This window comes from Natronorubrum texcoconense, from assembly GCF_900100335.1.
Classification (GTDB): domain Archaea; phylum Halobacteriota; class Halobacteria; order Halobacteriales; family Natrialbaceae; genus Natronorubrum; species Natronorubrum texcoconense.
In genome coordinates this window covers 201,461-215,279 of the sequence record NZ_FNFE01000001.1, presented here as the reverse complement: position 1 = coordinate 215,279, position 13,819 = coordinate 201,461, and the positions used below count along the sequence as shown (strand labels likewise).

13 protein-coding genes are annotated in these 13,819 nt (G+C 63.2%); 5 read left to right on the top strand and 8 right to left on the bottom strand.

Features of this window, described 5'->3' with window-relative positions; translation table 11 throughout:
- The first annotated feature begins 87 nt into the window (after window positions 1-87).
- Both BLT08_RS00960 and BLT08_RS00955 read left to right on the top strand, forming a co-directional pair.
- A complete protein-coding gene (locus BLT08_RS00960) occupies window positions 88-717 on the top strand; it encodes a hypothetical protein (RefSeq protein ID WP_090302935.1) in 630 nt (209 codons plus the stop codon).
- Between the two features lie 112 nt (window positions 718-829).
- Window positions 830-1,627, top strand: coding sequence for an alpha/beta fold hydrolase (locus tag BLT08_RS00955; RefSeq protein WP_245724125.1), 798 nt, complete (start codon window positions 830-832; stop codon window positions 1,625-1,627).
- Between the two features lie 91 nt (window positions 1,628-1,718).
- Here the strand turns inward: BLT08_RS00955 and BLT08_RS00950 are convergent, their stop codons facing one another.
- Entirely contained in the window at window positions 1,719-3,035 is a 1,317-nt protein-coding gene (locus BLT08_RS00950; protein ID WP_090302933.1) for a YihY/virulence factor BrkB family protein, read from the bottom strand.
- A 207-nt stretch (window positions 3,036-3,242) separates the two neighbouring features.
- Window positions 3,243-4,364 (bottom strand): tRNA (guanine(26)-N(2))-dimethyltransferase, encoded by a 1,122-nt coding sequence (locus BLT08_RS00945; RefSeq protein ID WP_090302932.1) that lies wholly within the window; start codon window positions 4,362-4,364, stop codon window positions 3,243-3,245.
- 189 nt (window positions 4,365-4,553) lie between these two features.
- Here BLT08_RS00945 and BLT08_RS00940 point away from each other — a divergent pair, with 189 nt between their 5' ends.
- From BLT08_RS00940 to BLT08_RS00930, 3 genes are all read left to right on the top strand, one after another.
- Complete coding sequence (locus BLT08_RS00940) at window positions 4,554-4,991, top strand: S-layer protein (protein ID WP_245724124.1); 438 nt, start codon at window positions 4,554-4,556, stop codon at window positions 4,989-4,991.
- Between the two features lie 340 nt (window positions 4,992-5,331).
- Window positions 5,332-6,183, top strand: a complete 852-nt coding sequence (locus BLT08_RS00935) for a type 1 glutamine amidotransferase (protein WP_090302930.1) — start codon at window positions 5,332-5,334, stop codon at window positions 6,181-6,183.
- 123 nt (window positions 6,184-6,306) lie between these two features.
- Entirely contained in the window at window positions 6,307-6,663 is a 357-nt protein-coding gene (locus BLT08_RS00930; RefSeq protein WP_090302929.1) for a hypothetical protein, read from the top strand.
- Window positions 6,664-6,986: 323 nt separating this feature from the next.
- On the opposite strand, the gene BLT08_RS00925 is transcribed toward BLT08_RS00930, so the two are convergent.
- The 6 genes from BLT08_RS00925 to BLT08_RS00900 all read right to left on the bottom strand — a co-directional run bounded on the left by BLT08_RS00925 (window position 6,987) and on the right by BLT08_RS00900 (window position 13,815).
- Window positions 6,987-8,186: a Cdc6/Cdc18 family protein gene (locus tag BLT08_RS00925; RefSeq protein WP_090302928.1), complete on the bottom strand. Its 1,200-nt coding sequence runs from the start codon at window positions 8,184-8,186 to the stop codon at window positions 6,987-6,989.
- Between the two features lie 1,031 nt (window positions 8,187-9,217).
- Entirely contained in the window at window positions 9,218-9,868 is a 651-nt protein-coding gene (gene hisH / locus BLT08_RS00920) for an imidazole glycerol phosphate synthase subunit HisH (protein WP_090302927.1), read from the bottom strand.
- 187 nt (window positions 9,869-10,055) lie between these two features.
- Complete coding sequence (phnE, locus tag BLT08_RS00915) at window positions 10,056-11,150, bottom strand: phosphonate ABC transporter, permease protein PhnE (protein WP_245724123.1); 1,095 nt, start codon at window positions 11,148-11,150, stop codon at window positions 10,056-10,058.
- Window positions 11,147-11,926: a phosphonate ABC transporter ATP-binding protein gene (locus BLT08_RS00910; protein ID WP_090302926.1), complete on the bottom strand. Its 780-nt coding sequence runs from the start codon at window positions 11,924-11,926 to the stop codon at window positions 11,147-11,149. The genes phnE and BLT08_RS00910 overlap by 4 nt, the downstream gene beginning before the upstream one ends.
- 28 nt (window positions 11,927-11,954) lie before the next feature.
- On the bottom strand, window positions 11,955-13,025 hold the full coding sequence (locus BLT08_RS00905) for a substrate-binding domain-containing protein (protein WP_090302925.1): 1,071 nt from the start codon (window positions 13,023-13,025) through the stop codon (window positions 11,955-11,957).
- A 181-nt stretch (window positions 13,026-13,206) separates the two neighbouring features.
- Window positions 13,207-13,815, bottom strand: a complete 609-nt coding sequence (locus BLT08_RS00900; RefSeq protein WP_090302924.1) for a uracil-DNA glycosylase — start codon at window positions 13,813-13,815, stop codon at window positions 13,207-13,209.
- Window positions 13,816-13,819 lie beyond the last annotated feature (4 nt).

The window sequence follows — 13,819 nt, the reverse complement described above, 5'->3', positions numbered from 1 at the left end:
TATCGGTTCGGAGTTATTTCTCGACCACTCGACTCCCTGACGACTGCAGGCACCACCTGCTTGTCCCGACGGGAAGTACGATCGGATATGTGTGCTACGTTTACGGACGACGAGGTCAGCAAGCCCGTCGTGAACGACGCCGGCGAGAAGGTCGGCGTCGTCACGTCGGTCGAAGGCGATATCGCCCACGTCAGGCCGGAGACGGGCGCCGTCGACTCGATCAAATCCTCGATCGGGTGGGACAGCGTCGCCGAAGACACCCAGCCGCTGAGCAGTGACGCCGTTCGTGAGATCACCGACGACGCGGTCCGACTCGAGAGCCGCCTGCCGGCGGCGCGCGACGAATCCGAAGCTGACGCCGATACCGAATCGGGCGTCGACATCCACGACGGCGACGGCGAATCGGAGCCGGCGACCGAACCCGCAGGGGGGTCCGCGGGTCTCGAGGAGACCGACGTCGCCGAGGAGCTTCGAGACGACTCGGAGTCGGTCGGCGAACGGGAGATAGACCGCGGGCTCGAGGCCGATCCGACCGAACTGGGCCAGCAGGAGCCGGAAGCGGAGTTCAATCCCGGCGACACCAGTTCCCGAACCGACGCTGCCGTCGAACCGGACGACGATCACCGGTCGACGGACGCCGCCGTGGACCTCGGGAACGGCCGCGAGGACCGCCGAACCGATCGCGACGAGGACGCAGACGGCGACGACCGCGAGTAAGCGAGCGAGCGGCGTCGAACGACCGCGACGGAGCCCAACGGAGAGACGAGGTGAACCGGATCGCTGTGTGTTCCGGCCGGAGTACTAAGTCGCACCTCGTGATATGACGGCTATGTCCAGACGGAGCAGTGACGACGGTAGTTCGGGAATCGACGTCGCCGGCCCCGACGACGGTCAGGCGATCGTGTTCGTCCACGGCGCGATGTTCACGCGAAAGATGTGGCTGCCCCAGATTCGCGGGCTTGCCGACGAGTACCGGGTCGTCGCCCCGGATCTCCCGGGCCACGGCGTTCGCGCGGACGAGACGTTTCGGATGGATCCAGCGATCGACCTCCTCGAGGACGTGATCGAAACGCACACCGACGGGACGGCGGTGCTAGTCGGTCTCTCGCTGGGCGGCTACGTCGCGACGGAGTACGCCTACCGCCAGCCCGGCGACGTCGACGGACTCGTGTTGACGGGTTCCAGCGCGAATCCGGTCGGGGGGATGGAGACCGTCACTCGAGCCGTCGGCGGCGTCTCTCGGCTCGCAACGAAACCCGACGCCGGCAAGCGCGTCGTCGAACGACTCGGGGAACGGTGGGTAAACAACCGAGACCTGCCCGAGGACGTCAAGCGGGAGATCATCGAGGCCGGGATATACCCGAAGCAGTTCGGCGACGCGGGGCCGGACGTCGCAGGCGTCGACTTCCGCGCGAAACTGTCGACGTATCCCGGCCCGACGCTGATTCTCAACGGCGAACGCGACAAGATCATGCGTCGGGGCGAGCGCGACCACGCCGCTGCGGCCACTGACGGGCGCATCGAAGTGCTCGCGGACGTCGGCCACATCTGTAATCTCCACCGCGCGGAGACGTACACGTCCCGCGTTCGTAACTTCGTCCGACAGCGGGTCGTCCCGCCGCAGTAGGTGACGCTGGTCGAGGGCGCGAGTCGCGGCTCGTGATGGGCTCGAGCGAGGATGAACGAGGTGGGAAAACTGGGCGTGGGCGCCGACTGGCTCAGGAGCGTCGGTCGCCGATCGCGTCGCGGATCCGGCCGGGAATACCGAGCACGGAGATCCCAAAGCCGAACAGCACCATCAGGGCGTAGACGCCCAGCGTCGAGGTCCAGACGACGAACATCGCCAGGATGGCCCAGCCACCCGAGAGGAAGTAAAACGCCGCGATGGACATCGCGGTCCCGTACAGTAAGACGAGATACGGTCCCCAGTCGCGAGCGTGGCCGCGGCGGTACTTGCGACGGACGTAGCGTTTGAGTTCGCTCTCGAGGGACTCCTTTCTGACAGTTCGGCGTTCGACGCCCTCCTCGAACGTCTCGACCCGATCGCGCAGGCGCTCGATCTCCTCGCGAAGCGCTTCGGGGTCGTCGGATCGGTCTCGAGTCCGGGCGCTTCGGCGGGCGCTCGCCCCCGCCTCCGCCGTTTGCGCACCCGTCCCTGCCTGGTCCTCGGTCGCCCCCTCGTCGGCACCCGTGGCGTCGTCGGTCATCGCTTCTGTGGAAAACTGTCGTGCGCCGGGACTTTGTAGCTGCCGATCCACCTCACGGTCGGCGAGAACGGCGTTGACGACGGCGCCGAAGACGAGGATGATCGCGCCGACGTACAGCCAGATGAGCACGAGAAAGACGGCACCGAGTGCGCCGTAGAGGGCGTAATCGCCGGCAACGGTGGCGTACAGCCCGAACGTGCGACTCAGGACGAACCAGCCGACGGCGGCGAAGATCGTCCCGGGGATGGCCTCCCGGAGACCGACGTTCGCGTCCGGAAAGATGACGTACAGCGGCAGGAACGTCACCGTCAGACCGAGCATAACGAGGATCGGGCCGACGACGCTCACGCCGAGAAACGGGACGAACCGAACGAGCAACTCGAGGGCCGCGACGAGCGCGAGGCCGAGCGAAATGACGAGGAAGACGATCATCGCGTCCCAGAGGGTGTCGACGAACGACTTCGAGGCCGCGGTGCCGTAGATTTGGGAGAACGCGCGGTCGAGCCCACGAAGGACCCGACTCGAGCCCCATAGTAACCCCAGCGCGCCGAACACGGTGGCTCCCTGCCGCCCGGTATCGTCGAGGACCGTGTCGGCGAGGACCTCCTGGGCCGACGGTGTGAGGACGTCGCTGGCCGCGGCCGTCAGCTGATTCGCAAGCGCTTCCCCGCCGATGGAGGCGGCGATCCCCAATCCGAGCAGCATCAGCGGGACGAGGGAGATGAAGCCGTAGAAGGCGACGCCGGCCGCCAGCAGCGTCAACTGTTGGGTTCGGGCGAGCTCCGTGGCGGCGGTCGCGAACTCGAGACCCTGTCTACGATCGATCACGTCTCGGAACTGTCCGCGGCCAGCACAATATGCGGTCGTGTGGCACAGGCCTGCAATCTGAAGACAATCGCCTCTTCTCGAGATTCCCCGAGGTTTCAGGCACCGTCGTTATCGTGGGAACATTCAGTATGAAGAACACGTCGACACACGAGGGTATCCGTCGTTCCGAGCGCGAATTCGTTCGGCTGTACGCCGATCTCGACTGAGCTACTCGAGGTTGGCTTCGGTCGCCTCGAAAATCTCGGCGACACTCGCGTCCGACTTGAACGTCGTGCCGCCGTAGTGGGTGAACGAGGCGTCGTATCCAGCGTCCCGGAGGTCGGCTAAGAAATCGTCCATCGCGTTGGCCGGCAGTCCCCAGCTCTTACACAGCTTGTGCTGGTCGTAGTAGGTCGGTACGTCGAGTTCCGCCTCGAGCGTCTCGCAGAGTTCGCGGGCCTTTTCGGCGGTTCCGAACGTATCGGGGATCTGCTCGCGGATTTCGGCGGTGAACTCGCGGTCGCGGTACGGGCCGAGCCAGATCGGGCCGGCGACGAGGATCCGCTCGCTCCCACAGTTGGGACAGGACTCGAGGGGATCCGCGGTCATGCCGTACTCGGCCTCGCGGTGGAGACAGTCCTCGCAGTGAGAGAGGTGGCCGAGTTCGTCGAGGGCGGCGTCGGCCGCCGTCGCCTTGCGATCGAGTTCGAGGTAGGTGCGGACGTAGTGGCTCGTCGCGTGGGTGAAGATCGGTTGGACGCCGACGTCGAAGCGGGCGGCGCTGCGGGCGAGCGCGGAGAGGAGGATCCGCACGCCCATCTCGGTGTGGTAGTCGGTGTTTCTGGGAACGGCGGAGTACGAGCGGACGCCGCTGTTGAAGTGTGCGCCACACAGCGGCGCGGTGTCGGTCGCCGTCACGCAAACCAGGTCGCGACAGCGCGCGAACGCGGCGTCGGCGAAGGGCATCGGGGTCCCGTAGGGGTCGAGATCGATCACGTCGAACTTCGCCTCGTGCACGAGAGCGTTGACGTTGCGGTGTTCGACCCGGGAGCCGTTTTCGAGCCCGTTTCGCTCGAGGTTCGCTCGCGCGAGGTCGACGGCGTCTTCCTCGATATCACAGCACGTGACTCGCCAGCCGTCGTCGGCCGCTCGAACGCCGCGGATGCCGCTCGCGGTCATCGCGTCGAGATACGACTCGGCGCGGTTCTCGCGCTCGCGGAAGGCCCGCAGCGTCGCGATCGTCAGATCCCGGTTCAGCTCCTGTCGCGGGTTGTAGAACACCGACTCCTCGACGCCTGCCGTCTGCTCGCCGGGGACCTCGAGTTCGACCCCGCCCTCGGTGACGCGCATACCGGCTGTCGGCGGCCGACTGCGAAAAACGGTGTGGTCTCCGCGCGACCGTGGACCGAAACCGATCGCTCGAGCGAGCGGCCTGCGGACCTCCTTCCGTGTGGTAACTCCTCGCCCGATTCGTGATACCAATACTCGATAGTTCAGGATATCTGAACATTTATCAGTGCCTGATGGCTCGGAGGTGATATGGTCCGACAATCGCTTAGCCGCCGTCGATTTGGTGTCGCTCTCACAGGTGCAGTGACGATCGGTCTTGCAGGCTGCTCCGACGACGATTCAGCGGACGACGATTCGGAACTGTTCGAACCGGAAGATCCCGGTGCTCTCACGCTCGAGTTGGAAAACGAGGACGGCGATCCCGTCTCCTCCGGCGTCGAGGTAACGATCGAAAGCGAGGAGGAAGACTACACCTCGAACTACCGCGACGACATTCAGGACGGTCAGCTCATGGCAACCCTCATGTACGAAGGCGAGTACACGATCTCCCTCGAGAGCATCGACGACGAGTTCGAAACCGTCGAAGAGACGGTCACGCTGGACGAGGACGACGAGACGATCACGGTCGTTCTCGACGGTGCGACGCCCGATACGGCGGACGACGACGAAGACAGCGAAGACGAATAACGCTCCGAGAGGCCGACGCTCTCGATTGCGAACCGTTTTTCCACTATCACCACCCGCTCCGAACTGTATTTCGAATGGAGTAGTCGTCGCTTACGGCAACAGACCAGCAGTTCGACGGTATTCGCCCGACCGAGTAGGAGAAATCATCCGTCCAGCGAATGCCGAAACGATGTTTAGAAAGTGGTCGAAATCATCCCCTAATTGTGCCACCCGTTAGAAAACCCTTTGTACCCGGCGGCCCTTCCGTTCGTATATCGATGCCCTGTGACTTCTTGACACGGACCGGCCTCCGAACGCTCGGTTCCTCGAACACGCCCGGTTCCACGGAGCGGAGTCGCTCGTGACCGATCCGTCGTCCGACGACCCAACCGATTCGAACGAACGAACCGGGCGATTGCGAATCGCCCTGCTGAACGCCGCACACAAACGCGGGACGACCCAGCAAAACTTCGAACGCGAACTCGACGCCGGTCTCGTCGAATTTCACTGCCCGTCGGGCGACCTCCCCGAAACGTTCGCGTTCGACGCCTGCGTCGTCACCGGCTCGAGCGCCTCCGTCTACTGGGACGAGCCCTGGATCGGCGCGCTCAAGGAGTGGGTCGGCGAGGCCGTCGACGCGGGACTCCCGTTTCTGGGCGTCTGTTACGGCCATCAGCTGCTCGCAGACGTCCTCGGCGGCCGCGTCGAGGGGATGGGCGAGTACGAGATCGGCTACCGAACCGTCGAACAGGACGGATCGAATCGGCTGTTGACCGCCGTCGACGAGCGCTTTACCGTCTTTACGACGCACTCCGATCGGGTGGCCGAGGCTCCGCCAGGGGCGACGGTGTTCGCCAGAAACGAGTACGGCATCCACGGCTTCCAGCGGGACCGCGTCTTCGGCGTTCAGTTTCACCCCGAGTACGACACGACGACGGCGAAACGGGTCACGGAGGGGAAGGAGGGTGAGCTCGAGACCGAACGGATCGAAGCCGTCCTTGAAGGGATCGACGCCGAAACCTACGAGGCCGCCTGCGAAGCCAAACGGCTCTTCGACAACTTCCTCGAGTACGTTCGCGAACAGCGCAACGTTCGACTCGAGGGAGCCACCGAGGCCGGAGTTACTGCTGGTATCGAGACCACCGTCGACGCCGATCTCGCGACGACGGAGTCGGCTGCCGAATCGTCGGTCGACTCGAGTTCGTCGTCCTGAGTCGTCGATCGACGCGACCGTTCGTCGAACGGTCGCGAGTACTGTCACTCGAGGCGCCGACCTTCCGAGGGAACCCGGCCGGACAACCAAACCGATTTTACAGTTGGGGACACAGTTCCGGTCGTGCCGGAGGCCAACCCAGTCGAGCGATGGCAGGCAGACCTCGAGGAGACGGGCGAACTCACGCCCGAGATCGTCGAGCAGATCTCCCAGATTCACGGCGACCGTGGGGTCCGCGCCATCGAAGCCGTCGGGGAGAACCGGGTGAAGGCCTACCGCGATTTCACGATCGTCGTCGGCTACGACGACGAGTACATCGTCGAGGACGGCGGCTGTACCTGCAAGGACAGTGAGTACAACCTCGACGCCGACGATCCGACCGAGCAGTGCTGGCACGCCCTCGCCGTCGCCATCGCCCGTCGCGTTGGCCACGTTGACTATCACGACATGTGGTACTCCGAAGTCAGAGAACTGCTCTGAGATCCACACTGGCGGCTATTCTCTCGTAGGGGACACGTCCTGTACAGGCTGAGGCGTTACCGCCCGACTGAACCACGTGCGGTGGCGCGCGCTGAGCCGCGGCAAACGGACAGTGAGCCGCGGTTCGTAGCCGTGCGAGGGATGAGCGAGCGCCTCTGGCGCGAGCGAATCGGTTGGGGAGGACGTGGCACTCACCGCCGCCAGCGGCAGCAACACTCGTTCTGGCCAAATCCGCATCGAAACAGCCCTGTTCACTATGCGTACGTACTGTACGAGGGTACCTCCTACCGAAACCAGAATCGAGAACGGCTGAACGAGGATCGCTAGTCCGATTCGTTACACGCGGCGATGATGACCTCCGGATCGTCGATCAGCCGGTTCTCCATGTAGTTTCCCTTCCCCTTCCCGGCCCACTTGCGCTCCTGGTCAATAATCGAAAGGAACTCGAGTTCCGAGAGGATATCCCTGACGCGGCGGAGTTTCAGGTGCTCGGACTGGTCTCGCTCACAGAGCCGTTTGTAGAGGTCGTACACCTCGTTGGTCGTCACCGGCGCGTCGTCGTTGCCCGTCTGCTGGGTGCGCAACGCCATGGCCTCGAGAACGAGTTTCGCGTGGCTCGGACTCTTGGAGATGAGTTCGGCGAGTCGGCTCGTCTCTTCGCGTTCGTGAGCCTGATCGACGCAGGACTCCGTGACGCGCTCTAAGTCGTTCTCCTCGGCGATCTCCCCCGCAAACCGGAGGATGTCGATCGCCTTGCGCGCGTCACCGTGTTCGCGGGCCGCGAGTGCGGCGACCCGGGGGACGACGCCGTCCTCGAGGACGCCCTCGTGGAACGCGTCGGCGCGCGAGCGCAGAATCTCTCGAATCTGGGTCGCGTCGTACGGCGAGAAGACGTACTCGCGCTCGCAGAGACTGGATTTGATGCGCTCGTCGAGGGAATCCTTGTACCGGACCTTGTTCGAGATGCCGATGACGCCGACCGTGCTCTCGGTGAGTTTGCCGGACTCGACCGCTCTCGAGAGCTGCATCAGGATATCGTCGTCTTCGATCTTGTCGACCTCGTCCAAGATGATGAGCGCGACGTCGTACCGGCTGTCGACGATTTCCCACAGTCGGCGGTAGTACTCGGCCGTGCTCAGCCCCGAGTGGGGAATCGAGATGCCCGTCACGTCCTGCTCGTTGAGTTGGTGCCCGGCGGACTGGACGGCCTGGGTCTCCGTCGACTCCTGCAGGCAGTCGACGTAGGCGACGCCGATCGTCACGTCGTCCCGTTTCGCGCGTTCGACGGCCTGGTTCGTGATGAACTTCGAGCACAGCGATTTTCCGGTGCCCGTCTTGCCGTAGACGAGGACGTTGTTGGGCGTGTTACCCCGCGTCGCCGGTTTGATCGCGTTCGCGAGGTTCGTTAGTTCGTCCTCGCGGCCGATAATGCGATCGCCGTCGGGAAGGTGCGAGACCTGCAGCAGTTCCTTGTTCTGAAAGATCTCGTTCTCGCTTCCGAAGTAGTCCATCGAATCCGACATTCAGCTATCACGTACATCACACAGTCGCGACTTAACTGTTCGGAACCTAGTTGCCGCTGTATAGCATGCTATTGGTGCTCTCACCCTGCTCAGAACGGTAACGAACACCCCTCGATGCCGCTGTATCAGCTCTGTTGAACCCCTCGTTTCCGCTGTATCAATGCGTTCGAACCCCGCAATTCCGCTGTATAGCAGCCGATTGCCAGTAACCGTATCGGACTCCGCGGTTCCGCTGTATCGGGTCGACGACAACCGCGGAGTGCCGCTGTATCGTGGCGATAGCAGTCGTGGTGCGGCGAAATTGTGGGAGGGACCACCGCGGAGTGCCGCTGTATCGTGGTGGTTCGATTCCGGAGTACTGCTGAGTTTCAACGTCAGCCGACTCCTGGCCAGCCCCCACGAGGGATAGACGAGGAAAGTCGGGACCGCTCGAGGCGAAACCGTAATTCCGCTGTATGAGCGCGAACGGGGTTCGACAGCAGCCGAACCGATAGTTTCACACCCCACGGTGCCGCTGTATGTCGGGTCACACACCCCGGAGTGCCGCTGTATCGGTGTGGAGGAATGTGGGGTGGTGAATTCCTCGTTGGATCGTGGAAAACCCGGCACAGCATCCGTCACGGTCGGATACAAACCAGCGAAGAGAACGGTTCAGTTCGACTCGAACGGCGAACCCGCGTTCAAGACCGACGGCGTCGCTCCGCGTGCAATACTCTCAGTGGTCGGTGACACAGGACTAGTATTTAGTAGTGACGTTCCGAGAGCGATATACGTTCGAGAACTGTTCCGACTGGTTCTACCGATCCTGGCGAATACGCGAAGAAGAAACGATCTCCCGCAGCCATACAGCGGCACCGTGGGGTGTGTCTCCAGCCAAAATCCGTCCCGACGAATCGCGCTCTCGGGGAACTGACGCACCGATGAGACGATTTCCTAACCCACCGACGAACCACCCTCTCGTGACAATCACCCTCGAGAAGACAGGTCTCTCACGCCCGAACCGTCCGAGGGCCGAACCCAAACGCTGAAGATCACTCTTGGGCGCAGATCTCGACGAAGTTCCGCAGAATCTGCAGTCCCGTCTCGCCGCTCTTTTCGGGGTGGAACTGGGTGCCGAAGACGTTTCCGTCCTCGTTGGCGACGATCGAGGGGAACTCGAGTTCGTAGTCGGTCGTCGCCACCGTCGCATCATCGTCATCAGGCGCGGCGTAGTAGGAGTGGACGAAGTAGGCGTACTCTCCATCCACGCCCTCGACCAGGGGGTGGTCGCGTTCGACGTTCAGTTCGTTCCAGCCCATGTGGGGCACTTTCTGGCCCTCCGCGAATCGGACGTTGGTGCCCGGAATCAGGTCCAGCCCTTGCACGGCCGACTCGCCGTCGTTCTCGCCCTCCTCGCTGGTCGTCAGCAGCATCTGCATGCCGAGACAGATACCGAACAGCGGGGTGCCGGACTCGGCGACCTCGAGGAGGTCCTCTCGGAGCGGATCGGCGTTCTCGACGCCCTCGCGGAACGCCCCGACGCCGGGGAGAACGACACCGTCGGCCGCGGCGAAGGCCTCGACATCGTCGGTGATCTCGACGTCGGCACCCGCACGCTCGAGACCGCGGGTGACGCTGCGCAGGTTCCCCAGTCCGTAGTCGACGATGACGACGGACGCGAGAGATTGCTGGGTCGCATTCATAGCTGCAGATGGGGAGTCGAGCGGCAAGTGGGTTTCCATCCGCGCAGTCTTCGCGAAATCCCGAGGAATCCAACGTGAGAGCAAACTCCCGGCTCACGCACAGAGAACAGCAATCTATCGGACCACACGAAGGAAAACAACGCCGAAGAAAACGAGTTCCCGAAACGGTGTGGATGGCTGACCGTCGCTACTTCATCGCCGATTCGGCCATCCGGTTGGGGAAGCCGAAGATCAGCTCCCGCCAGCCCATCTTCTCCTCGTCGGAGCGAAGCCGGGCGCGCAGGCGTTGGCTGAACAGTTCGACGGTGATGATGAGCAGGAAGATACACAGCAGCGTCGCCATCATGTTCGCCCAGTTGAGCAGGTTCTGCTGGACCTCGACGACCTGTCCGAGTCCGCCGGCGCCGTAGACGCCGACGGTGACCGCGATCCGGACGTTGATCTCGAGGATGTACAGCGTCCAGGCGATAAAGGACGTTTTGACCTGGCTCAACATCCCGAAGACGATGGTCTGGGGTCTGCTCGCGCCGGTCGTCTCCATCGCCTCGATCGGCCCGTCCGAGATCTCCTCGAGTTCGTCGACGAACAGCCGACCGAGGTTTCCGATGGTGTCGACCATAATCGCCAGCGTCGCGGCGACGGGGCCGAGACCGGCGAGCGGGATGAAGATCAGCGTCCAGACGAGCGCCGGAATCGAGCGGATAAACGACATCGTCCCGCGGAAGATGAAGTTAAACGGGAACGGTGTCACTCGCTCCGAGCCGAGGACGCCGAACAGCAGCGCGAACGGCAGGCCGAGGATGGTTCCAACGACGCCCATCGCGAGCGTAATGCCGGCCTCACCGAAGATCGCGAAGATACCGAGCCCGTCGATAAATCCGCCGAATTCGGGGTTGAACAGGAGGTTCTCGTCGCGAATGTAGGCGAAGTACCGCCCGACGTCGACGAACGGAATGGTGCCGAAGTACTCCCGCATCGGGAAGAAGTTTCGCAGAGATTCGCCGAAGAAGCCCCAGTTCAGATACTCGGTGAAGATCTCGATCGCGTTGAGCCCCTGTACGAAGATGAACCCGACGAAGGCCAAAACCACACCGCCACCGATCGCCCGGCGTCGCCTCGCCTGTCGGATGCTCTCGAACTTCTCGGTCAGTCGCTCGTCGGTTTGCAGTCCGCCTGCGGCGTCACCCGGTGAGGTCCCGCCGTCGGTCGAAACGACCGCGTCGACGTCGCTTTCGTCGGGTGTCTCGGCCTCGTTGTCGTCGGATGCGTCGGGGTGGCTCACGGTGCCACCTCCGATCCGCTCTCGTCGGAGGAGTCGACGCCGACGAACATGCCTTCGGTGTCGATGTCGCCGTAGATTTCGTCGATGGCGTCGATCGTCAACTCGTCGCGGTAGCCGTCGAACACCTTCTCACCGTCGCGAAGGCCGATGAACCGCTCGCCGAACTTGCGAGCGATGTTGACCTGATGGAGGCTGATGAACGTCGACAGCTCCCGTTCGGTCGCACTCGACTGGAGGTAGCGCATCACTTCCTGTGCGCTTCCGGGGTCGAGACTCGCGACGGGTTCGTCGGCGAGCAACACCTCGGGTTCCTGAACCAGCGCGCGGGCGATCCCGACCCGCTGTTGCTGGCCGCCGCTCATTCGGCGCGCCTTCTGTTCGGCCTCGTCCAAGAGACCGACGGTATCGAGCGCGTCGAGCGCCCGATACTTTTCCTCGTCGGGCTGGAGCTGCAACAGACTCTCGAGGAACGAACTGCGATTCATACTACCGGACAGCGCATTCGAATACGCCGACATGTCGCCGATAATGTTGTGTTGTTGGAAAATCATCGCCACCTCCGGACGCGGGGCGATCATCGGCTCACCTTCGATCCGCACTTCGCCTTCTGTCGGTTGCGTCAACGCAGACATACACCGCAAGAGCGTCGACTTCCCCGACCCCGACACACCGAGAATGATGACGAACTCACCGGCCGGTACTTCGAACGAGACATCGTCTAATGCGAGGACATCTCCGTACCGCTTGGTGAGTCCGTCGACTACAACCTTGCTCATACTATGTTGAGACGTTTCGGTCAACGCTTTACTCGACGTCCTCGGGGCTGAGCCCGAGCTCATCGAGGAGGTCGACGATCGGTTCGTAGTCGTCTTCCGTCGCCGGCTCGATGCCGTCGAACCAGAGTTCGTGGTCCTCGAACTGCTGGAGGTCGTCCTCCTCTTCCTCCGTGAGCTCGTCCTCGTCCTTGTCGAGGATCTCCGGATCGATGCCGAGCTGGTCCGCAAGCTCGTCCGGGTCGTGTCGGAAGACCTCCTCGTCGGCCTCGAGCATCAGCTCCTCGAGCTCCTCGCGGATCGGATCGTCCCAGTCCGCGCGGGCCACGATCGGTGCGCGGGGGATCGGATCCGACACCGCCAGCAGCTGTAGCTCCGGCTCTCGAGAGCCGGCGTCGTCGTACTCGACGGAGATGTCGACGTAGTCTTCGGACATCTCGTCGAACTGCTCCTGGGGGACGTGCGGCCCCGTCGAGAACGCACCGGTCCCTGCAGCGACGACGTCCGGGTTGTTGATGAGCTGTTCGCGAGCGCCGTCGTGATCGTGCGTTCCCAGATCGAAGTCGACGGGGTTGCCGTCGGGAGCGCCGCCGGTGTCGAGGCCGGCCTGTTCGAGCATCAGCATCGGTACGAGCGTCCCGGAGACCGACGTCGACGCCGCGGTCGCGATCTCTTCACCCTCGAGGTCCGCAAGCTCCTCGACGTCGCTGTCGGGAGTCGTCGTGATGAGCGAGAAGTACTGCTCGGCACCGAACGCGAGACGCATTCCAACGACGTCGATGTCGTCGGGTACCTGAGCGACGGCGCCCGGGGACGTGTCGGCGAAATCGCCGCTTCCCCGCTGCATCTCCAGGACGGTGGAGCTGTAGTCGGACGTCTGGATGCCCTCGATCTCGACGTCGGCTTCCGATTCGAGATACTCGAACAGCGGCTGGTACTGCGTTTCGATGTCGACGCTCTCCTCCGCGGGGTTCATGACCCACGAGATCGTGTTCGAGTCGTCGCTACCACCTGTACAGCCGGCGAGACCCGCCATCCCCACCGCCCCGGCACTTTTCAAAACCGTTCGTCGATCCGCTGCCCACCGATCGGTATCGGACATAGCAGGGACTATGCATGAATTTATTTAGTAGTTTCTATGTTAGCTACGTAGTCGTCCATCGATACGTGCCATAATAGTCTGTATGAACACATGTGGCTGGTTTTTCGTCAGATGCCCACACCACTGAACCGGATTGTCTGAAATAGTAATGAGGAAAGGCGGCTACTAGCCGAACAAATTCTCAAAAGCCGTCAAGTCTGGTTTGCCCGCTTCCGCCGTCGCCCCCGCCGACGCCGGCGAGGGATGCGGCTCGTTCGAGCGTCTCGGTGAACGTATCCTCCTGACTCCGGTCGTACAACGTCGCCGCCGGGTGGACACAGAGCAGTACGCGCCGCGGCGTCCCGTCGATCCGAACCTCCTCGATCGAGCCCGCCTCTTTGGTCACCGCTACCGACCGACCCAGGAGGTGCTCGCTGGGGACTTTCCCCAGCGTGACGATGATCTCCGGGTCCAGCAGATCGATCTCCCGTTCGAGGTAGCCCCGACAGTTCTCGAGTTCCTCGGTGGTGGGATCGCGATTCTCGGGCGGTCGACAGCGGACGCAGTTGGTGATGCGAACGTCCTCGCGCAGCAGACCGACGCTCCGGAGTCCGTCGTCGAGAACAGAGCCGCTGCGACCGACGAACGGTTCGCCCTCGCTGTCCTCCTGTGCCCCCGGCCCTTCGCCGACGAACAGCATGTCGGCGTCCTCGGGTCCGGTTCCGTTGACGATCCGGCTGCGAGAGTCCACGAGCGCCGGACAGCGCGAACACTCGCTGACACAGAGCCCTGACTCGTCCATCGTTCCCATATCG